Annotated in this window: 21 protein-coding genes and 2 other annotated features; all 21 genes read right to left on the reverse strand. The window is 38.8% G+C overall.

Annotated elements, in window-relative coordinates; all coding sequences use genetic code 11:
* Positions 1 to 7: 7 nt before the first annotated feature.
* On the reverse strand, positions 8 to 478 hold the full coding sequence (gene rpsG / locus NP781_RS21800; RefSeq protein ID WP_004233610.1) for a 30S ribosomal protein S7: 471 nt from the start codon (positions 476 to 478) through the stop codon (positions 8 to 10).
* Between the two features lie 44 nt (positions 479 to 522).
* Positions 523 to 942, reverse strand: coding sequence for a 30S ribosomal protein S12 (gene rpsL, locus NP781_RS21805; protein ID WP_004233609.1), 420 nt, complete (start codon positions 940 to 942; stop codon positions 523 to 525).
* Positions 943 to 1,040: 98 nt separating this feature from the next.
* Complete coding sequence (locus NP781_RS21810) at positions 1,041 to 1,289, reverse strand: ribosomal L7Ae/L30e/S12e/Gadd45 family protein (protein ID WP_004233607.1); 249 nt, start codon at positions 1,287 to 1,289, stop codon at positions 1,041 to 1,043.
* 139 nt (positions 1,290 to 1,428) lie between these two features.
* Entirely contained in the window at positions 1,429 to 5,112 is a 3,684-nt protein-coding gene (gene rpoC / locus NP781_RS21815; RefSeq protein WP_221682384.1) for a DNA-directed RNA polymerase subunit beta', read from the reverse strand.
* A gap of 202 nt (positions 5,113 to 5,314) precedes the next feature.
* Positions 5,315 to 8,890: a DNA-directed RNA polymerase subunit beta gene (gene rpoB, locus NP781_RS21820; RefSeq protein WP_221682385.1), complete on the reverse strand. Its 3,576-nt coding sequence runs from the start codon at positions 8,888 to 8,890 to the stop codon at positions 5,315 to 5,317.
* Positions 8,891 to 9,132: 242 nt separating this feature from the next.
* The gene (locus NP781_RS21825; RefSeq protein ID WP_004233600.1) at positions 9,133 to 9,735 is read right to left on the reverse strand and encodes a class I SAM-dependent methyltransferase; all 603 of its coding nucleotides are present in this window, start codon (positions 9,733 to 9,735) and stop codon (positions 9,133 to 9,135) included.
* A gap of 76 nt (positions 9,736 to 9,811) precedes the next feature.
* Positions 9,812 to 10,171 (reverse strand): 50S ribosomal protein L7/L12, encoded by a 360-nt coding sequence (gene rplL / locus NP781_RS21830; RefSeq protein ID WP_004233598.1) that lies wholly within the window; start codon positions 10,169 to 10,171, stop codon positions 9,812 to 9,814.
* Between the two features lie 72 nt (positions 10,172 to 10,243).
* On the reverse strand, positions 10,244 to 10,744 hold the full coding sequence (rplJ, locus tag NP781_RS21835; protein WP_004233596.1) for a 50S ribosomal protein L10: 501 nt from the start codon (positions 10,742 to 10,744) through the stop codon (positions 10,244 to 10,246).
* Positions 10,745 to 10,776: 32 nt separating this feature from the next.
* Positions 10,777 to 10,922 (reverse strand) — a sequence feature (ribosomal protein L10 leader region).
* A gap of 53 nt (positions 10,923 to 10,975) precedes the next feature.
* Positions 10,976 to 11,674: a 50S ribosomal protein L1 gene (gene rplA, locus NP781_RS21840; RefSeq protein WP_004233594.1), complete on the reverse strand. Its 699-nt coding sequence runs from the start codon at positions 11,672 to 11,674 to the stop codon at positions 10,976 to 10,978.
* 116 nt (positions 11,675 to 11,790) lie between these two features.
* Positions 11,791 to 12,216: a 50S ribosomal protein L11 gene (gene rplK / locus NP781_RS21845; RefSeq protein WP_004233593.1), complete on the reverse strand. Its 426-nt coding sequence runs from the start codon at positions 12,214 to 12,216 to the stop codon at positions 11,791 to 11,793.
* 229 nt (positions 12,217 to 12,445) lie between these two features.
* Positions 12,446 to 12,979, reverse strand: a complete 534-nt coding sequence (gene nusG, locus NP781_RS21850) for a transcription termination/antitermination protein NusG (protein ID WP_004233590.1) — start codon at positions 12,977 to 12,979, stop codon at positions 12,446 to 12,448.
* 354 nt (positions 12,980 to 13,333) lie between these two features.
* Entirely contained in the window at positions 13,334 to 13,519 is a 186-nt protein-coding gene (gene secE, locus NP781_RS21855) for a preprotein translocase subunit SecE (RefSeq protein WP_004233589.1), read from the reverse strand.
* A 48-nt stretch (positions 13,520 to 13,567) separates the two neighbouring features.
* On the reverse strand, positions 13,568 to 13,714 hold the full coding sequence (rpmG, locus tag NP781_RS21860; protein ID WP_004233588.1) for a 50S ribosomal protein L33: 147 nt from the start codon (positions 13,712 to 13,714) through the stop codon (positions 13,568 to 13,570).
* Positions 13,715 to 13,790: 76 nt separating this feature from the next.
* Positions 13,791 to 14,438, reverse strand: coding sequence for an RNA polymerase sporulation sigma factor SigH (gene sigH / locus NP781_RS21865; RefSeq protein WP_004233587.1), 648 nt, complete (start codon positions 14,436 to 14,438; stop codon positions 13,791 to 13,793).
* A 68-nt stretch (positions 14,439 to 14,506) separates the two neighbouring features.
* Positions 14,507 to 15,019, reverse strand: a complete 513-nt coding sequence (locus NP781_RS21870; RefSeq protein WP_054548958.1) for an NYN domain-containing protein — start codon at positions 15,017 to 15,019, stop codon at positions 14,507 to 14,509.
* Positions 15,020 to 15,021: 2 nt separating this feature from the next.
* Positions 15,022 to 15,774: a 23S rRNA (guanosine(2251)-2'-O)-methyltransferase RlmB gene (gene rlmB, locus NP781_RS21875; protein WP_004233585.1), complete on the reverse strand. Its 753-nt coding sequence runs from the start codon at positions 15,772 to 15,774 to the stop codon at positions 15,022 to 15,024.
* Complete coding sequence (locus NP781_RS21880; protein WP_009373982.1) at positions 15,774 to 16,214, reverse strand: Mini-ribonuclease 3; 441 nt, start codon at positions 16,212 to 16,214, stop codon at positions 15,774 to 15,776. Before NP781_RS21880 ends, rlmB begins: the two co-directional genes overlap by 1 nt.
* A complete protein-coding gene (gene cysS, locus NP781_RS21885; protein WP_257520819.1) occupies positions 16,199 to 17,599 on the reverse strand; it encodes a cysteine--tRNA ligase in 1,401 nt (466 codons plus the stop codon). Before cysS ends, NP781_RS21880 begins: the two co-directional genes overlap by 16 nt.
* 61 nt (positions 17,600 to 17,660) lie before the next feature.
* Positions 17,661 to 17,879 (reverse strand) — a binding site (T-box leader).
* Between the two features lie 50 nt (positions 17,880 to 17,929).
* Positions 17,930 to 19,390: a glutamate--tRNA ligase gene (gene gltX / locus NP781_RS21890; RefSeq protein WP_221682387.1), complete on the reverse strand. Its 1,461-nt coding sequence runs from the start codon at positions 19,388 to 19,390 to the stop codon at positions 17,930 to 17,932.
* Positions 19,391 to 19,480: 90 nt separating this feature from the next.
* Positions 19,481 to 19,957 (reverse strand): 2-C-methyl-D-erythritol 2,4-cyclodiphosphate synthase, encoded by a 477-nt coding sequence (ispF, locus tag NP781_RS21895; protein ID WP_004233581.1) that lies wholly within the window; start codon positions 19,955 to 19,957, stop codon positions 19,481 to 19,483.
* A gap of 141 nt (positions 19,958 to 20,098) precedes the next feature.
* Positions 20,099 to 21,040, reverse strand: a complete 942-nt coding sequence (gene epsC, locus NP781_RS21900; RefSeq protein ID WP_004233580.1) for a serine O-acetyltransferase EpsC — start codon at positions 21,038 to 21,040, stop codon at positions 20,099 to 20,101.
* Between the last annotated feature and the right edge of the window lie 146 nt (positions 21,041 to 21,186).

Here is a 21,186-nt window from a genome sequence, read left to right on the forward strand (position 1 = left end):
GTTTAGATTACCAACGGTAGTGAGCGAATGCTTTGTTCGCTTCTGCCATTTTGTGCATATCTTCACGTTTCTTAACTGATGCACCAGTGTTGTTAGAAGCATCAAGGATTTCGTTAGCTAAACGCTCTTCCATAGTTTTTTCACCACGAAGACGAGAATAGTTAACTAGGTAACGAAGACCTAAAGTTGTACGACGTTCTGGGCGTACTTCAACTGGTACTTGGTAGTTAGAACCACCAACACGGCGAGCACGTACTTCAAGAACTGGCATTACGTTATTTAGAGCAGCTTCGAATACTTCGATTGGATCTTGACCAGAACGTTCTTTAACTAGTTCGAACGCACCGTATAAAATCTTTTGAGAAGTACCTCTTTTACCATCAATCATCATTTTATTGATTAAACGAGTTACTAGTTTTGAATTATAAATTGGATCTGGTAACACGTCACGTTTGGAAACAGGACCTTTACGAGGCATGTGTTTTCCTCCTTTCATTGAGTAAATATATTGTTTGATTTAAATTATTTTTTTTCTTTAGGGCGTTTTGTACCGTATAAAGAACGTGATTGCATACGACCGTTTACACCAGCAGTATCAAGAGCACCACGAACGATATGGTAACGAACACCCGGTAAGTCTTTTACACGACCGCCACGGATAAGAACAACACTGTGCTCTTGTAAGTTGTGGCCTTCACCAGGAATGTACGCTGTAACCTCGATTTGGTTAGTTAAACGTACACGAGCGTATTTACGTAACGCTGAGTTTGGTTTTTTAGGCGTCATTGTACCTACACGAGTACAAACACCACGTTTTTGTGGAGATTTAACATCAGTTAAAGATTTTTTAAATGAGTTATATCCTTTGTTTAACGCTGGTGAATTTGATTTCGTGATTTTAGATTTACGAGGCTTACGTACCAATTGGTTAATTGTAGGCATCGATTTTTCCTCCCTTCATTCCTTCTTTTTTAATACCACACATCCAGGTGGTTCATTTTTTGGGTAAAAACAAAGTCTTTGTGCATTTTACACAAAAACTACTCTACAGTAATCGCAACTACCGCAGCTCCAACATGGATTCCACAGGCTTTGCCCAGTTCCTTTTTGGACTCAACAAGAATAACTGGTATACCGATTTCTCTCGCGAAAGATATGGCCGAATCGGTTACCCAATTGTCTGCATCAAGTGCCACAAATAGTTCTTTCACTGAACCAGCTCGCATTGCTTTTACTGCTTGCTTTGTACCTATGATTGTTTGACTAGCCCTTACTTTATCATAAGACATTTACATATCCTCCGAAGTACAGACAGTTAACTATCAACCTTCAATATATTATCATTACTCATTTACACTGTCAACTAATATCTTGAAAAAGTCCGAAGAGATGATGAAAATATGCATCTCTTCGGCCTAATTTTAATGTTTATTCAGCAGAAACGACTTCTGTGTCAAGCTCATCTTTTTCGATGCGGATTTGACGATAACGTTGCATACCAGTACCTGCAGGAACAAGTTTACCGATAATTACGTTCTCTTTTAATCCAAGAAGCTCGTCACGTTTACCCTTAATTGCTGCATCTGTTAACACACGTGTTGTTTCTTGGAACGATGCTGCAGATAAGAATGATTCTGTTTCAAGAGAAGCTTTTGTAATACCCAGGATAACAGGACGACAAGTTGCAGGGTTTTTGCCATTCATAACAGCGTCTACGTTTGCCTCTGAGAATTGGTGGATATCTAATAATGAGCCAGGTAGTAATTCTGTATCTCCAGCTTCAATTACACGCACTTTTCGAAGCATTTGGCGAACCATTACCTCAATGTGTTTATCCCCAATTTCTACCCCTTGCATACGGTATACTTTTTGAACTTCTTTTAATAAATATTCTTGAACAGTTGAAACGTCTTTGACTTTTAGCAATTGTTTTGGATCGATAGAACCTTCTGTTAAAACTTGACCACGTTCTACATTATCACCTTCGATAACTTTCAAACGTGCGTTATAAGGTGCTTGATACTTACGAGTTTCTACGTCACCTTGAATTGTAATTTCTTTTAAGCCTTCACGAATTTCTGTGATATCTGAAACCGTACCAGCGATTTCTGAAATAACAGATTGACCTTTTGGATTACGTGCTTCAAAGATCTCTTGGATACGTGGAAGACCTTGTGTAATATCATCTCCGGCAACCCCACCTGTATGGAATGTACGCATTGTTAACTGTGTACCTGGTTCACCGATTGATTGAGCAGCAATAATACCAACTGCTTCCCCAACTTCAACCTTCTCACCTGTCGCCAAGTTCATGCCGTAACATTTTTTACAAACGCCGTGTTTTGTATTACATGTAAATGCTGAACGGATTGTCACTTCTTCAATACCCGCCTCGATAATTGCACGAGCGATATCTTGGTCGATTAAACCGTCTTTTGCAAGAATTACTTCACCAGTTTCAGGGTGGAAGATTGTTTTCTTCGTATGACGACCAACAATACGTTCATCTAGAGCTTCAATTAACTCTGTGCCTTCCATTAATGCACCAATCGTTAAACCACGGTCAGTACCACAGTCATCTTCACGAACGATAACATCTTGTGCAACGTCAACAAGACGACGTGTTAAGTAACCTGAATCGGCAGTTTTTAGGGCTGTATCGGCAAGACCTTTACGAGCACCGTGAGTTGAGATGAAGTATTCTAATACTGTTAAACCTTCACGGAATGAAGATTTGATTGGAAGTTCGATAATACGACCAGCTGGGTTGGCCATCAGACCACGCATACCAGCTAGCTGAGTAAAGTTAGATGCATTACCACGGGCACCTGAATCAGACATCATGAAAATTGGGTTTGTTTTCTCAAGTGACTTCATCAGCTTCGCTTGAATTTCATCTTTTGCAGCACTCCAGCTTGAAATTACGCGATCGTAACGCTCATCCTCAGTAATGAAACCACGACGGAATTGCGCTTGAACTTTATCTACTTTCTCTTGAGCTTCTGCTAAAATTTCACCTTTATCAGGTAATACCACGATGTCAGATACACCTACAGTAATACCTGCACGTGTTGAATATTTGAAACCTAGGTTTTTCATACGGTCAAGCATTTTAGATGTTTCCGTAATGTGGAAACGTTTAAATACTTCAGCAATGATATTTCCTAAGAATTTCTTACGGAATGGATTTACAACAGGTACTGATGCAAAGTATTTACGCAATACAGCTGTACGTTGTGCATCAATTTTCCCTTTTTCATCTAAATTATTATAAGCATTATCTGATTCAAGCTCTTTAAGTGTTTCTTCATCAATTGTTAACTTAGCAAAGTATTTTTCTGGTGTTACTTGCTCTAAGTTGAAATCAGTTGGCTCATTAATATAAGGGAATGATTCCGGCAAGATTTCATTAAAGATTACTTTACCAACAGTTGTTAATAAGAACATATTATTTTGTTCTTCAGTGAATGTTGGATTATTTAATGAACTTGCTTTTATTGCGATACGTGTATGCAAGTGTACATGACCTGTATCATAGGCAATTAAAACTTCATTTGGACCATAGAAAACAGTACCTTCACCGCGTGCGCCTTCACGTTCAAGTGTTAAGTAGTAGTTTCCTAATACCATATCTTGAGAAGGTGTTACAACTGGTTTACCGTCTTTTGGATTCAGGATGTTTTGTGCAGCAAGCATTAGAAGACGAGCTTCAGCTTGAGCTTCAGCTGATAATGGTACGTGAACCGCCATTTGGTCACCATCGAAGTCAGCATTATAGGCTGTACATACTAATGGGTGAAGACGAATAGCACGACCTTCAACTAGTGTTGGTTCAAATGCTTGAATTCCAAGACGGTGAAGCGTTGGTGCACGGTTTAGTAATACTGGATGCTCACGGATAACATCTTCTAAAACGTCCCATACGTCGTTATTTAAACGTTCGATTTTACGTTTAGCAGATTTAATGTTATGAGCAAGACCACGCTCTACTAATTCTTTCATAACGAATGGCTTGAATAATTCAATAGCCATTTCTTTTGGTAAACCACATTGGTACATTTTTAAGTTTGGACCTACTACGATAACAGAACGACCAGAGTAGTCAACACGTTTACCAAGTAGATTTTGACGGAAACGACCTTGTTTACCTTTCAACATATGTGAAAGTGATTTTAATGGACGGTTACCAGGACCTGTTACAGGACGTCCACGACGACCATTATCGATTAATGCATCAACAGCTTCTTGTAACATACGTTTTTCATTTTGTACGATGATGCTTGGAGCACCTAAATCTAATAAACGTTTTAAACGGTTATTACGATTAATTACACGACGGTATAAATCGTTTAAATCTGAAGTCGCGAAACGACCACCATCTAATTGCACCATTGGACGAAGCTCTGGTGGAATAACAGGTAGTACATCCAGAATCATCCATTCAGGTGAGTTTCCTGAGTTACGGAAAGATTCAACAACTTCTAGACGTTTAATGGCACGAGTACGTCTTTGACCTTGAGCAGATTTTAACTCCTCTTTTAAAGATTGTGTTTCATCTTCTAGGTCGATTTTACCTAATAATTTTTTGATTGCTTCTGCACCCATTGATGCTTCGAATGTATTACCGAATTTTTCACGGTATGCACGATACTCTTTTTCAGAAAGTAATTGTTTACTTTCTAAATTAGTAGCACCTGCATCGATCACAACGTATGAAGCGAAATAGATAACTTCTTCAAGAGCACGAGGTGACATATCTAAAATTAGACCCATACGGCTAGGAATACCTTTGAAGTACCAGATATGAGAAACTGGTGCTGCTAATTCGATATGCCCCATACGTTCACGACGAACTTTAGCACGTGTTACTTCAACGCCACAACGATCACAAACTACGCCTTTATAGCGTACACGTTTATATTTCCCACAGTGACACTCCCAGTCCTTAGTTGGACCAAAAATACGCTCACAGAATAAACCATCTTTTTCTGGTTTTAGTGTACGGTAGTTAATTGTTTCAGGTTTTTTAACCTCTCCATATGACCAAGAACGAATCTTGTCAGGTGATGCTAAACCAATTTTCATATATTCAAATTCATTAACGTCTATCAAGGAGCCTACCTCCCTCTAGTATAGGTCTTTATAAAGACTCTTTTACGCAGCTCGATAATCGTTTGCAAAGATTGCCTCTTTGGCAAAGGATTAGAAATAGAATGATTTATTAAAAGAAAAAGCCAGGCAGGGCGTTAAATCCTGCCCGGCTAATTTGAAAAATAAGTTTGACCATATTCACATTTGTGAATTTGGTTTTCCATTATTCAAAAGACTCTACTGGCTCTTCTTCTGTATCTGGCTGTGGTGCAATGTTAAGTGCATCAGCTGGCTGAAGATCATCTTCTTCGTCTAAATCGCGAAGCTCTACTTCTTCATCATTAACTGTTAACATCTTAACATCCATACCAAGAGATTGAAGTTCTTTAATCAATACTTTGAATGACTCAGGAACACCTGGCTCTGGTACACTTTCACCTTTAACGATGGCTTCATATGTTTTCACACGACCAACAACGTCATCAGATTTAACCGTTAAGATTTCTTGAAGTGTATACGCAGCACCATAAGCTTCAAGTGCCCATACCTCCATCTCACCAAAACGTTGTCCACCAAATTGCGCTTTACCACCAAGTGGTTGTTGCGTAACAAGTGAGTAAGGACCAGTTGAACGTGCATGAAGTTTATCATCAACCATGTGAGCAAGTTTGATCATATACATGATACCTACTGATACACGGTTATCGAATGGTTCACCAGAACGTCCATCATACAGGATTGTTTTACCGTCACGGTTCATCCCAGCTTCTTCCATTGTTTCCCAAACGTCTTCTTCATTAGCACCATCAAATACTGGTGTAGCCATGTGAACGCCTAGATAACGAGAAGCCATACCTAAGTGTAACTCTAAAACTTGTCCGATATTCATACGGGAAGGTACACCAAGTGGATTTAACATGATATCAACAGGCGTGCCATCTGGCATGAATGGCATATCTTCTTCTGGTAAGATACGAGAGATAACCCCTTTGTTACCATGACGTCCGGCCATTTTGTCCCCAACACGAATTTTACGTTTTTGAACAATATAAGCACGAACTAATTGGTTAACACCTGGTGGTAATTCATCGCCATCTTCACGGTTAAATACTTTAACATCAAGAATGATACCGCCAGCACCGTGTGGTACACGTAATGAAGTATCACGAACCTCACGAGCTTTTTCACCGAAGATTGCATGTAATAAACGCTCTTCAGCAGTTAATTCTGTAACCCCTTTAGGCGTTACTTTCCCAACAAGAATATCACCGTCACGTACTTCCGCACCAATACGGATAATACCACGTTCGTCTAGGTTACGAAGTGCATCTTCTCCGACGTTTGGAATATCACGAGTGATTTCTTCAGGCCCAAGCTTTGTATCACGAGACTCTGATTCATATTCTTCAATATGAACAGATGTATAGACATCGTCTTTTACAAGGCGCTCACTCATAATAACAGCATCCTCATAGTTAAAGCCGTTCCAAGTCATGAAGGCAACAAGTACGTTACGTCCAAGAGCTAGTTCACCTTTTTCCATTGATGGACCATCTGCTAAAATATCTCGAGGCTTCACACGTTCGCCTACTTTTACAAGTGGACGTTGGTTATAAGAAGTACCTTGGTTAGAACGAATGAACTTTTGTAATTTATATTTTGTTAAATCGCCTTTAACCTCTTTGCCGTCTACAACTTCAATGCGGCGAACATGGATAGAGCGAGCTTCAACGTGCTCAACAATACCATCATACTTCGCTACTACAGCTGCACCAGAATCACGCGCATCAACATGCTCCATACCAGTACCAACGAATGGTGCTTCTGGGTTAAGAAGTGGAACTGCTTGACGTTGCATGTTGGCACCCATAAGTGCACGGTTCGAGTCATCGTTTTCTAAGAACGGTATACATGCAGTCGCTGCAGAGACAACTTGTTTAGGTGATACATCCATGTAGTCCATTTGCGCTTTACTGAATACCGTGTTATCACCACGGAAACGACCTACTACTTCATCATTTACAAAAGTACCATCGGGATTTAACGGTGAATTTGCTTGTGCTACATAGTAGTTATCTTCTTCATCAGCTGTTAAATAATCAATTTGCTCCGTTACTCGACCTGTTTCGTGGTCAATACGACGATAAGGTGTTTCAATGAAGCCAAATTTATTTACTTTTGCAAATGAAGATAATGAGTTGATTAACCCAATGTTTGGACCCTCTGGTGTCTCAATTGGACACATACGACCATAGTGAGAGTAGTGAACGTCACGTACTTCGAAGCCAGCGCGCTCACGCGTTAAACCACCAGGTCCTAATGCAGATAGACGACGTTTATGCGTTAACTCTGCTAATGGGTTTGTTTGGTCCATGAATTGTGATAATTGAGAGCTTCCGAAGAACTCTTTAATGGACGCAATCACTGGACGGATATTGATTAATTGTTGTGGTACGATCGCAGCTGTGTCATTAATTGACATACGCTCACGTACTACACGTTCCATACGAGACAAACCGATACGGAATTGGTTTTGTAGTAACTCACCAACAGAACGTAGGCGACGGTTACCCAAATGGTCAATATCATCTGTTGCACCTACTTGGTAAAGTAAGTTAAAGAAATAGCTTACTGAAGATAAAACATCAGCAGGTGTAATATTCTTCACTTCTTCATCAATGTACGCATTACCAATGATATTAATTTCTTTTTGCGCTTCATCTTTTGGAGCATAAATCTTAATAGACTGGATGGTTACATCATCTTCAAGCACTCCACCGACTTGTGATAAAGTGCGGTAACCAATACCTTTTGATGAATCTTCTAGGTAAGGTAGAATTTTATCTAAAGTACGACGATCTAGTACTGTACCTTTTTCTACTAAAATTTCGCCTGTTTCTGGATCTACAAGCGTTTCAGCAATCGTTTGATTGAATAAACGATTTTTAATGTGAAGCTTTTTATTCATTTTGTAGCGACCAACATTCGCTAAATCATAACGTTTAGCATCGAAGAAACGAGAGTATAATAAACTCTTCGCACTTTCTACTGTTGGTGGCTCACCTGGACGTAAACGTTCATAGATTTCTAAAAGCGCTTTTTCTGTACTTTCAGAGTTATCTTTTTCTAACGTATTACGTAGATACTCGTTATCACCGATAATATCGATAATTTCTTGATCTGAACCGAAACCTAATGCACGTAGTAACACTGTTACTGGTAGCTTACGAGTACGATCAATTCGCACATAAACTACGTCTTTCGCATCAGTTTCATACTCTAACCAAGCACCGCGGTTTGGAATAACTGTAGCTCCAAAGCCTTTTTTACCGTTTTTATCAGTTTTATCATGGAAATACACACTTGGTGAACGAACTAATTGTGAAACGATAACACGTTCAGCACCGTTGATAATGAACGTACCTGTTTCTGTCATTAACGGGAAGTCACCCATGAAGACATCTTGTTCTTTCACTTCGTCTGTTTCTTTGTTGTAAAGACGTACTTTCACACGTAATGGAGCTGCGTAAGTAACATCTCGCTCTTTACACTCATCAACATCATATTTAGGCTCACCTAATGAATAATCGATGAATTCTAATGAAAGATTACCTGTAAAGTCCTCGATCGGCGAAATGTCACGGAACATTTCACGTAAACCTTCTTCAAGGAACCACTCGTAAGACGCCGTTTGAATCTCAATCAGATTTGGAAGCTCAAGCACCTCTTTAATACGCGCAAAGCTTCTACGCTGGCGGTGTTGTCCGTACTGAACTAGTTGACCTGTCAACTCATTCACCCCTCAATAAAGCGATATTAGGTCTTTGCAAAATCATACAAATAGTGTATGATTTCGAAAGACAAAAAGAAAACGAGTCTTCAAAAAGATCTCATTTTCGGTTAACTAAACTTATCTTGGCAAGTATACCCATATTAAAACAATTCTATACAAAAAGGGCATACGACCTCAAAATAATATTTTTGCATTGTATCATATTATCATAGCCGATTTGTCAAGTCAATAAATTATACATATTTCATTTATTTTTTTGCGCGTACTATCCAGTACCCTTTTTTCTTTTCTACTACATCGACTTCTGAAAACTTTTCTTCTAAGTAACTTACTGTCGATGGCGCTCCTTGTTTCTTCTGAATGACTACCCAGAGTTCACCCGAAGACACTAGCCGATCGTAAGCTCCATCGTAAAAGCGGAAAATCGTTTCCTTCCCCGCACGAATTGGTGGATTCGTTAAGATTGCTGCCGCATCTACATCGTTATCAACCATCGATAGGCCGTCACTCACAAATATTCGCACATTTTGAACACCGTTCACTTGCGCATTTTTTTGCGAAAGCGCAACTGCACGTTCATTTATATCCATCATAAAAACGGTACGGTCTGGATTAGTTTTGGCAATCGATAACCCTATCGGCCCGTATCCACAACCTACATCAAAAATCGCACCATCAATATCAGGCATTTGAAAAGCGTCTATTAAAACACGGGATCCAAAATCTACTTCGCTTTTACTAAATACACCTGCATCCGTTTCAAATGAAAACGTATGCCCTAGTAACTTGAATGTCCAGTGACGTGGTTTACTTTCAGTTTGAGGCTTACTTGTATAATAGTGATCTGACATTTTCACGCCTCCTCAGAATGAAGAAAAAAGCTCGCCAAAATGACGAGCTTTCCTTTTGTTAAAAAGTAACGCGAGATTACTTAACTTCTACAGATGCGCCAACTTCTTCAAGTTTAGCTTTGATTTCTTCAGCTTCATCTTTAGAAACGCCTTCTTTAAGAGCTTTAGGAGCGTTATCTACTACTTCTTTAGCTTCTTTAAGACCTAAACCAGTGATTTCACGAACCACTTTGATTACTTTGATTTTTTCTGCACCAGCAGATGCTAATACTACGTCAAATTCTGTTTTTTCTTCAGCTGCAGCAGCACCACCAGCAACTACTGCTACTGGAGCAGCAGCTGTTACACCGAATTCTTCTTCGATAGCTTTTACTAAATCGTTTAATTCAAGAACTGTCATAGCTTTGATAGCTTCTAAGATTTGCTCTTTATTCATTATAATTTCCTCCTAATTGGATAATGTTTTATTTTTTGCGATCAGGCCGCAGAAGTATTAGTGCGTACTAAATTACGCGCCTTGTTCTTCTTTTTGTTCTGCAACAGCTTTTGTTGCAAGTGCGAAGTTACGCACTGGAGCTTGAAGTACAGATAAAAGCATAGAAAGTAGACCTTCGCGTGATGGAAGTTCTGCAAGTGCTTTAACATCTTCAACAGAAGAGATAGTACCTTCAATAATACCAGCTTTAATTTCTAAAGCTTCGTTTTTCTTCGCGAACTCGTTGATGATTTTAGCAGGCGCTACAACATCTTCATTTGAGAACGCAATTGCGTTAGGACCAACTAATACGTCGTTGATTCCTTCAAGGCCAGCAGCTTCAGCAGCACGACGAGTTAAAGTGTTTTTGTAAACTTTGAACTCAACGCCAGCTTCACGAAGTTGTTTACGAAGCTCTGTTACTTGTGCAACATTAAGACCACGGTAATCCACAACTACTACAGAAGCAGCGCCTTGGAATTTTTCAGTAATCTCTTGAACTTGTACTTGTTTGTTTTCGATTGCTTTGCTCATGATGACACCTCCTATTAGAATGGGTCATTTATACCGACAAAAGAAAAGCCTCCGAGTCAAATAGACACAGAGGCTGAAAGTCATCATCTTTAAATAAGAATCTGAATTCCGATGTCCTCGGTAGGAACATTAAGTGACAAGTCACTCCTACTGTCTACGGTACAAATGGATAATTCACAACAGCAACTATAGTATCACGTATAGCCACTATCGTCAATACATATATATAAATTATTTTACTACTACGTTAGAAGCGTCAATTTTAACCGCTGGACCCATTGTAGTTGTAACATTTACAGATTTCATGTAAGTACCTTTAGCTGCAGCAGGTTTTGCTTTTTGTACTACATCAAAAACAGCTAAGAAGTTTTCTACTAATTTTTCTGCTGAGAAAGAAACTTTACCGATAGGAGCGTGGATAATACCAGCTTTATCAGCACGGTATTCTACTTTACCAGCTTTGATTTCTTCGATAGCTTTTGTTACATCAAAAGTAACTGTACCAGTTTTAGGGTTTGGCATTAAACCTTTAGGTCCTAATACACGACCAAGTTTACCAACTTCACCCATCATGTCAGGAGTTGCTACGATTACATCGAAGTCAAACCAACCTTGTTGGATTTTTTGGATATATTCTGCATCGCCTACATAGTCAGCACCAGCTGCTTCAGCTTCTTTAAGCTTTTCACCTTTTGCAAATACTAATACGCGTTGAGTTTTACCAGTACCGTTTGGTAGCACTACTGCGCCACGGATTTGTTGGTCGTTCTTACGAGTATCAATACCTAAGCGGAAAGCAACTTCTACAGTAGCGTCGAAGTTTACTGTGCTAGTTTTTTGAGCAAGTTCGATTGCTTCTTGTGCAGTGTATAGTGCGTTACGATCAATTAATTTTGCTGCATCTTGCAGTTTTTTACCTTTTTTAGCCATTATATATTTCCTCCTTGATTGTGGTTATAGCGGATTTTACCTCCCACGAATAAAGGTTGCGTGTTCACAAAGAAACTTCGCAACCTTCCAAAAAACAAAACATCAAGTAAATGGGATTAGTCTTCGATAACAATACCCATGCTTCGTGCAGTACCTTCAACCATTAACATAGCAGCTTCTACTGAAGCAGCGTTAAGGTCTGGCATTTTAGTTTCAGCGATTTCGCGAACTTTATCACGTTTAACCGTTGCCACTTTTTTACGGTTTGGTTCACCAGATCCAGATTGGATACCAGCTGCTACTTTAAGTAGAACTGCTGCAGGTGGAGTTTTTGTAATGAAAGTGAAAGAACGATCCTCGAATACTGAAATTTCAACTGGGATAATAAGACCAGCTTGATCAGCAGTACGCGCATTAAATTCTTTACAGAATCCCATGATGTTCACACCCGCTTGACCTAATGCAGGACCAACCGGTGGAGCTGGGTTAGCTTTACCAGCAGGGATTTGAAGTTTTACAACTTTAATAACTTTTTTAGCCACGAGACACACCTCCTTAAGTCCGTGATGTGGTAATTGGGTTGCCCCTCCCACTCAATATCTGTCTGTCAGCTAAGTGCCGATAACATTAAAATTATCATTACAGACGTCAAACAAAAGTATGACAGTCTGACCTATGAAATGATACCACTTTTACTTTTTTTAAGCAAGTAGTAATTAACAAAATCTGCGAAACATCTACCAATTAGCATGTAGTGTTCTATTGTTAGAACTATAATTTTTGAACTTGTTCGAAATCTAGCTCCATAATTGTTTCGCGACCAAACATATCAACCGTCACTTTAATTTTACCTTTTTCTGTGTCAATTTCTTCAACACGCCCTTGGAAATGAGCAAACGGCCCTTCTAATACTTCTACTGCTTCACCAACAGTAATGTCCACTTCTACAACTTTATCGGTCATACCCATTTGCTGCAGTAAACGATCGGCTTCTTCAGGTAATAACGGTGTTGGTTTTGCTCCTCCACCAGATGAACCGATAAAGCCCGTAACACCAGGCGTATTTCGAACTACATACCAAGAATCATCTGTCATGATTAACTCTACTAACACATAACCAGGGAAAACTTTACGCATCATTGTACGTTTTTTTCCATCTTTCATTTCTGTTTCTTCGTGCTCAGGAACAATCACACGGAAGATTTTATCTTGCATTCCCATTGTTTCTACACGTTTCTCTAGGTTTGCTTTTACACGGTTTTCATACCCTGAATACGTATGAACAACATACCAATTTTTCTCCATAACTACTAGGACTCCTCGTCCGTCCCTCCCTTACAAATAAAAGTGAAAATGAATCGCGATACGCTCAATGCATTTTTACTCTTTTCACAAACATCTCATTAGAAAAATATAGCTTTCGCTAATTACTTGCGAAAGCTCGATGATATATACCGAAACTAGCATAGTCATCTATCGCTACTATCATACTCTCCTAGTAGTATTTATCATAATGAGGAGATTTTACTGCTTTGCGCTTCACTTCACCCATCTCATCGATCCAATTAGATGGAGTTTTCTGCTGAATGAAGATAAAACAAACGAAAAAACCCGTTATTGCAATGGACGGGCTATTTCAAAAATATGCTATTTACTAAATTATAAATCTAAGTACCAGCGGAATAATGATGAAATACCTAAGTCAACTAACACAAAAAATAAAGCCATAATGACAACAGTTGAAATTACAACGACTGTATATTTCGTCAGTTCTTTACTTTTCGGCCAGCTTGTTTTGCGCATTTCTGACATTACATCGCTGAAAAAGCTTTTGATCTTGCCCATTCTAGCTTAACCTCCGAATCAATCAAATCTGTCTATTTACATATCATTTTATAGCGTTTGTTTATGCATTGTATGTTCATTGCAATGCGAGCAAAATTTCTTTAATTCGAGACGTACAGTTGAACCTTCTTTAGCTGGGAACGTGTAATTTCTCGAACCACATTTCTCACAATTTAGCACGACTTTTTTTGCCATATAATCACCTTTTTCGGCACTTTGTCTTTTTAAGACTAACACCTATATTTGTCAATGTCAATAAAGCCTATATGGGCTAAGACATTTCCTCAAGGACTAAATGACGTTCTAATTTACGTTTTACCCGCTGCAATGCATTATCGATAGATTTCACATGACGATTTAATTTGGCGGAAATTTCATGATAAGACTGACCGTCTAGATATAAGGCTAAAACTTGTAGCTCTAATTCACTTAAAATCTCACTCATCTTTTCTTCTAAATATCCAAACTCTTCTCTATGAATCATCAATTCTTCTGGATCATCCATAATAGCACCCGTTAGTACATCCATAAGCGTTCGGTCTGACTCTTCGTCGAATATAGGCTTGTCCAAAGAAATATAGGAATTTAGAGGTATATGCTTTTGCCTAGTTGCTGTTTTAATAGCTGTGATAATCTGCCTTGTAATGCATAACTCTGCAAAAGCCCTGAATGATGCAAGCTTATCACCTTTAAAATCACGAATCGCTTTATATAAGCCTATCATGCCCTCTTGTACAATATCTTCCTTATCTGCTCCGATTAAAAAATAGGATCTTGCCTTCGCTCTTACTAACAAACGGTATTTCGTAATCAAATAATCCAACGCATCTGTATTACCTTGATGCACCATTTCAATAAGCTCTTCATCATTGAATCGTTCAAAATCTTGTGTCACTTGTACAATGCTATTTTTAAACATGGTATCACCTCAGCCACAACAGATAATTAGAAACAGTATAACGGAATTGGAAAATATGCGTCAATCAATCATTTCAACCCTCGTCGCCATTTTTCAAACGCGAGCGCAACATCTGGCTTTAATTCTATACGAGAAGGCGGCTTACTTTCTTGCTTCCGCTTCACATCGTGAGTAATTTTATGTTGGATAATACTTGTATCAATTTCTAGCTCTCTAGCCGATTTCCTTAAGGCACCATTCCCAAATATAACACTTTGCTCTGCCATATCAGAAGTTGCTACATGAATTTGTACATTTCTAGCCTTTAATTCATGCGTCATTTTTTCAATACGTTCATCTGCTGTTTCATTTTTTCGTGTATAAATGACTTCTACATCATTTTCTATATAAGATTGCTCTACTCCTGGTACAAGATGTGCGTCAAAAACAATAATTACGCGCCAACCCATCGCTGCTTTATATTCAGCCATGAGTTCTATCAACCTTCTACGCGCATCCTCAAAATTCGTATCACGCAATGGCCGCAGCTCTTTCCAAGATCCAATCATATTATAGCCATCAACAAGCAAAATGTTTTTCATTGTTATTCAATCGCTTCTTGACGTTTACGATACACTTCGTACATTAATAAAGCCGCTGCTACTGATGCGTTCAGTGATGTGACATGCCCAACCATCGGTAAGTGATATAAAAAATCGCATTTCTCTTTTAATAAACGCCCCATCCCTTTGCCCTCACTACCGATAATGATGGCTAATGGTAATGTTGCATCCATTTTTCGATAATCTGCTGATCCCTTTGCATCTGTCCCTGCAATCCATATACCGCGTTCTTTTAATTCATCTATTGTTTGAGCAAGGTTGTTTACACGTACAACTGGAACGTGTTCAATCGCTCCTGTAGATGCCTTTGCCACTACTGCTGTTAAACTCACTGAACGGCGCTTAGGAATAATAATACCATGTGCCCCTATAGCATCAGCCGTTCTCATAATAGACCCTAGATTATGAGGATCCTCTAACTCATCTAAGATTAAGAAAAAAGGATCTTCCTGTTTATTAGCCGCTGCTGCAAATAAATCCTCAAGTTCAGCATACTTATAAGCGGCAACAGAAGCAACGATTCCTTGATGATTAGCACTTGATAATTGATCAACTTTCTTTTTTGGGACAAATTGAACTATAACACCACGTTCACGGGCTAAATCTAGCAGTTCATTGACGCCAGATTTCTTTACTCCTTCTGCAATCCATACTTTATTCATATCGCGGCCTGAACGAAGTGCTTCTAACACTGGGTTTTTACCGGCAATAATTTCACCATTCTGTTCTGCCATTATTTAGACACTCCTTTTGATTCCTCGATTATTTGAATAGCATATGCAATGATTTCGTAGACGCGTTCTAGTTCATTCAATAAATATAAACTACCAAGCACCGCCTCAAAGCCTGAGCTATTACGATAGGTTTGGACATCCGTATTTTTTGGTACAGAGCCGGATTTGGCATTGCGTCCACGGCGGAACACAGCCAATTCCTCCTCTGTTAAATAATTTTCATCTATCATGCGATGAACGATCATAGATTGCGCTTTTGCTGAAACGTAGCGAGTTGCCTCTCGATGTAGTGTGTTTGGTTTAACACGACCAGAGCGTAGCAAATATTCTCGGACCTTTTGTTCCAATACGGCATCACCCATATAGGCTAACGCCAGCGCTTTTAATTGTTTAACATCTTCATTGCGAAGTTTATCCAACTTAATTACCCTCGTTTCCATCTAGTTCCTTGTCGTGTATCTTCTAAAATGATACCTTGGGCTTGCAAATGGTCACGGATCTCATCAGAACGAGCAAAATCACGATTTTTACGTGCCTCGACGCGCTCTTGTAATAATGCTTCAATTTCTTCGTCTAATAGTTCTTCTTCTTTTGCAAATTCAATACCTAAGACGTCACCTAGTACTTCAAAGGTTTCAATAAAGGTTTCTAATACTTTCTTGCAAGTATTGGCTTCATTTAAATAAATATTAGCAATACGAGCTACTTCAAATAATACAGAAATAGCGTTGGCTGTATTAAAATCATCGTCCATTGCCTCTTCAAAATGCGCTTTTTGTTCCGTAATTTTGTTCAGCCATTCTTCTGAATGATCTCCTAAGCTTACGGTAGTCGTAAGGCGGTGCTTCACATTGTTGTATGCTGTACGAATGCGCTCTAAACCTGACGCAGCAGCTTCTACTAGATCCTTCGCAAAGTTAATTGGATGACGATAATGGACAGATAGCATGAAGAAACGCAATATCTGCGGGTCAATTTGTTTACGGATATCATTCACAAGAATAAAATTCCCAAGAGATTTGGACATCTTTTCATTATCTATATTAATATACCCGTTATGCATCCAATAACGCGCAAATGTTTTATCATTGTGTGCCTCTGATTGAGCAATTTCATTTTCGTGGTGAGGGAAAGTTAAATCCTGCCCACCAGCATGAATATCAATAGTATCTCCTAAATGTTCACGAGCCATTACAGAACACTCAATATGCCACCCTGGACGGCCATCTCCCCATGGGCTTTCCCAGAATATCTCACCTGGCTTAGCAGCTTTCCATAAAGCAAAATCTAACGCATCATCTTTTTTCTCGCCTGCTTCAATACGAGCACCGATTTTTAAATCGTCAACTGATTGGTGTGATAATTTACCGTAGCCATCAAATTTACGAGTACGGTAATACACATCTCCAGCAGACTCATAAGCGTAGCCCTTTTCAATTAGCACTTGAATAAATTGAATGATATCGTCCATATGCTCTGTCACACGTGGATGAACATCTGCCTTTTTGCATCCCAGTGCTGTAACATCTTCAAAATAGGCTGCAATAAAACGCTCTGTTAATTCATGTACTTCTTCACCAAGCTCATTTGCAGCTTTAATAATTTTATCGTCTACATCCGTAAAATTGGAAACAAACTTTACATCATAGCCTTTATACTGAAAATAACGACGTACTGTATCATAAACAATTACAGGACGTGAATTCCCAATATGGATATAGTTATAAACCGTAGGACCGCAGACATACATTTTTACCTTGCCCTCTTCCAACGGTACAAAGGTTTCCTTTTGTCGTGTTAATGAGTTAAAAATTTGAATACCCATTGTATTTCACTCTCCTTTTCTGTTGAATAAAAAAAGCGCCTCTATCACTCCTAAAAGGAATGACAGAGACGCTCGATTTGCGTGGTTCCACTCTGATTGAAGACAAAAAGCCTTCCACTTTGGACATCCATTAACGGGGATGATTCGATAAAGCCTACTCTCGTTCAGCTTTATGCTCAAAGGTGCATTTCAGTTTTGCCTAGGCTCAGACCACTTTCAGCCGATGATGGTCCTCTCTTAAGAGCATGCGCCACTTACTTCTCCTTATCAACGCTTTTTCAATGTAAATACATTTTACAACGAAAGAATGAATTGTCAATAAATTTATCTTTATTGTGCAAATTTCTCCACACGGTCAATTGATTTCTCTTTACCAATTAAACAAATGGCGTTCGGCAACTCTGGTCCATGTGTTTCACCAGTTGTCACAACACGGATTGGCATGAACAGATTTTTACCTTTATGACCAGTTGTCTTTTGTACAGCTTTAATTGCAGCTTTTACCGCATCTGGTGTAAATTCTTCTAGCTCTTCCAATTGCGCTTTAAATGCTGCCATTACTTCAGGTACTTGCTCTCCTGCTAAAACCTCTTTTGCTTCTTCATCATATTCAATATGGTCGTTAAAGAATAGGCTAGATAATTCGACAATTTCTGCACCAAAGCTCATTTGGTCATGATAAAGCGCGATTAAATCCGTCGCCCAAGCATGTTGCTCTGCAGTCAATTCTTCAGGTAATAAGCCTGCTTTTTGTAGGTGTGGTAAAGATAATGCTACAACTTCTTCCAAAGACAACTTTTTAATATATTGATTATTCATCCATGTTAGCTTTTGTTTATCGAACATAGATGGTGATTTTGAAAGACGTTTTTCATCAAAAATTTTAATAAATTCTTCTTTTGAGAAAATCTCTTCTTCTCCCTCTGGAGACCAACCAAGTAGCGCAAAGAAGTTAAACATCGCTTCAGGAAGATAACCTAAATCTTTATATTGCGTAACAAATTGAATAATCGATTCATCACGCTTTGATAGTTTTTTACGGTTTTCGTTAATAATTAATGTCATATGACCAAAGCGTGGATATTCCCAACCAAATGCATCAAAGATCATCATTTGCTTAGGTGTATTCGATAAATGCTCCTCACCGCGGAAAACGTGAGAGATTTCCATAAAGTGATCATCTAAAACAACTGCATAGTTATATGTTGGAATACCATTAGCTTTTACAAGTACCCAATCACCAATATCTTTAGACTCAAATGTAACTTGTCCACGAACTAGATCTTCAAATTCGTATGTTACATTTTCAGGTACACGCATACGGATTGTGTATGGCTCACCTGCCGCTTCTTTAGCAGCAACTTCATCTGCTGATAAGTGGCGACATGTACCATCATAAGTAGGAGCAGCTACACCTCTTGCTTTTTGTTCTTCACGAGATGCTTCAAGCTTTTCAGAAGAACAGAAACACTTGTAGGCTACACCTTGCTCTAATAGTTTTTCAGCGTGTTCTTTATAGATATCAAGACGTTCCATTTGACGATAAGGCGCATAAGGTCCACCAATATCAATGGACTCATCATATTCAATACCTAACCATTTTAGGTTATCTAGCTGAGATGCTTCTCCGCCCTCTACATTACGTTCAATATCCGTATCTTCAATACGTACAATGAATTTACCGTTATGATGTTTTGCATATAAATAATTGAATAATGCTGTACGCGCTCCACCGATATGTAAATAACCTGTTGGAGATGGCGCGTAACGAACGCGAACTTCTTTCGTCATAATTAAAAGCCTCCTAAATTTTCGATCAAAAATTGACTTTGTTCATTTTACCACTCTGTTACAGGAAATAAAAGCGGGGTTCATCCACATTTATTTCTTGATCAATAGAATCGTTGCCATTGCCGCAATACCTTCCTCGCGACCTGTAAAACCTAATCGTTCAGTTGTAGTTGCTTTAACATTTACCTGTGAAGGCTCTGCGTGTAATAATTCAGCGATACGTTGTTGCATCTGCCCAATATAGGGTGCCATTTTAGGACGTTGTGCCATAATGGTACAATCGACATTACCTAGAGAATAACCCTTGTCCTCAACAATCTTCCAAATATACTCTAATAATTTTGCTGAATCCGCGTCCTTAAATGCAGGGTCTGTATCTGGAAAATGACGGCCAATATCCCCTTCTCCAATTGCTCCTAAAGCTGCATCTGTGACAGTGTGTAAAAGAACATCCGCATCTGAATGTCCTACGAGTCCTTTTTCATGCGGAATGGTAATGCCCCCAATAATTAATGGACGACCTTCTTCAAATGCATGTACGTCAAAACCTTGTCCAATTCGAAACATATTCATCTTCCTTTAATTAATATTTATCATTATCATATCAAAATTTGCCCTAGGTTGTTTGAAAAGCGCTTTAATAATTATCCTCCTATAGCAGTAATGGGCAGTTTAGAAAGCTACACTCTCTAGACTGCCCCATATTCTTTAAATATGATACTCTATATTTTTCATTTGACTGTTGCTAATATTCGGAGATGGCTGTGAATTATAGACACGTGAATAAGGGGGAACGGAGTGTGTTAGCCAAATATTACTCCCTAAGACGGAATCATGCCCAATCGTCGTCTCGCCCCCTAAAATAGTAGCACCAGCATAAATGACAACATTGTCAGCAATATTCGGATGACGCTTAATGCCCTTAATCGGATTACCATTTTCATCCAACGGGAAGCTTAGTGCACCTAATGTTACACCTTGATAAATTTTTACATTCTTACCGATAGTACAAGTTTCACCGATAACGACACCTGTTCCATGGTCAATAAAGAAAGATTCTCCTATGGTAGCCCCTGGATGAATATCGATACCTGTTAATCGGTGTGCATATTCTGACATAATACGAGGCACAATTTGTACGCCCATTTCGTATAACTCATGTGCGATGCGGTGAATATAAACAGCCACAATAGATGGATAACTTAGCAAAATCTCCTCTGTGGAAAGAGCTGCAGGGTCACCATTATATGCCGCTTGAATATCTGTTTGTAACACTTGGCGAATGGCAGGAAATCGATTAATCAAATTCATAACAATTTTGTCTGCTTGTTCACGGCAATACTTCTCGCAATTGGCAGGATCACTGTCCTCCATATTATAAAATAATACTTTTTCGATAATATCCCGCAAATCTAATGCTGTTTCACGTAGCTTATTACTGCAAACTACATTCACCCTTGTTTCATCAATAGGTCTTGTCATATAAATACCAGGGAACAGCACCTCATGGAAATTATCAATTATTTTTATAACCCGATCCCGTCCATCAAAGCCTATTGAGTTGTCAACGTCGATGTACTGTTTATTTATACTAGTTAATGAACCTGTAATTTCTGGAACCTTTTGATTTAACCAATCATTTAATGACACAATAAACACCCCTCACATCTTTTCATCTATTCTATTACCTTATTAATCATATATCCACTATTTCATTTTACACGTAAAACGATCACAAATGGATAAAACCACTTTATTTGAGCTATTCCAACTTTTTATTCTCTTCCTACGCCTTC

It is taken from the genome of Lysinibacillus sp. FN11 (assembly GCF_024628845.1).
Classification (GTDB): Bacteria; Bacillota; Bacilli; order Bacillales_A; family Planococcaceae; genus Lysinibacillus; species Lysinibacillus capsici.

What these genes read in the sequence shown, in the direction of transcription:
- secE (WP_004233589.1), bottom strand. Translation starts at nt 13,519, where the DNA reads ATGGGCAAGATCAAAAGCTTTTTCAGCGATGTAATGTCAGAAATGCGC.
- rpsL (WP_004233609.1), bottom strand. Translation starts at nt 942, where the DNA reads ATGCCTACAATTAACCAATTGGTACGTAAGCCTCGTAAATCTAAAATC.
- NP781_RS21810 (WP_004233607.1), bottom strand. Translation starts at nt 1,289, where the DNA reads ATGTCTTATGATAAAGTAAGGGCTAGTCAAACAATCATAGGTACAAAG.
- NP781_RS21870 (WP_054548958.1), bottom strand. Translation starts at nt 15,019, where the DNA reads ATGAAAAACATTTTGCTTGTTGATGGCTATAATATGATTGGATCTTGG.
- gltX (WP_221682387.1), bottom strand. Translation starts at nt 19,390, where the DNA reads ATGACGAAAGAAGTTCGCGTTCGTTACGCGCCATCTCCAACAGGTTAT.
- rlmB (WP_004233585.1), bottom strand. Translation starts at nt 15,774, where the DNA reads ATGGCAGAACAGAATGGTGAAATTATTGCCGGTAAAAACCCAGTGTTA.
- rplJ (WP_004233596.1), bottom strand. Translation starts at nt 10,744, where the DNA reads ATGAGCAAAGCAATCGAAAACAAACAAGTACAAGTTCAAGAGATTACT.
- rplA (WP_004233594.1), bottom strand. Translation starts at nt 11,674, where the DNA reads ATGGCTAAAAAAGGTAAAAAACTGCAAGATGCAGCAAAATTAATTGAT.
- ispF (WP_004233581.1), bottom strand. Translation starts at nt 19,957, where the DNA reads ATGTTTCGAATTGGACAAGGTTTTGACGTACATGCATTTGAAGAAGGT.
- rpmG (WP_004233588.1), bottom strand. Translation starts at nt 13,714, where the DNA reads ATGGCAAAAAAAGTCGTGCTAAATTGTGAGAAATGTGGTTCGAGAAAT.
- rplL (WP_004233598.1), bottom strand. Translation starts at nt 10,171, where the DNA reads ATGAATAAAGAGCAAATCTTAGAAGCTATCAAAGCTATGACAGTTCTT.
- nusG (WP_004233590.1), bottom strand. Translation starts at nt 12,979, where the DNA reads ATGGAGAAAAATTGGTATGTTGTTCATACGTATTCAGGGTATGAAAAC.
- rpsG (WP_004233610.1), bottom strand. Translation starts at nt 478, where the DNA reads ATGCCTCGTAAAGGTCCTGTTTCCAAACGTGACGTGTTACCAGATCCA.
- cysS (WP_257520819.1), bottom strand. Translation starts at nt 17,599, where the DNA reads ATGGGTATTCAAATTTTTAACTCATTAACACGACAAAAGGAAACCTTT.
- NP781_RS21880 (WP_009373982.1), bottom strand. Translation starts at nt 16,214, where the DNA reads ATGGAAACGAGGGTAATTAAGTTGGATAAACTTCGCAATGAAGATGTT.
- sigH (WP_004233587.1), bottom strand. Translation starts at nt 14,438, where the DNA reads ATGTTTAAAAATAGCATTGTACAAGTGACACAAGATTTTGAACGATTC.
- NP781_RS21825 (WP_004233600.1), bottom strand. Translation starts at nt 9,735, where the DNA reads ATGTCAGATCACTATTATACAAGTAAGCCTCAAACTGAAAGTAAACCA.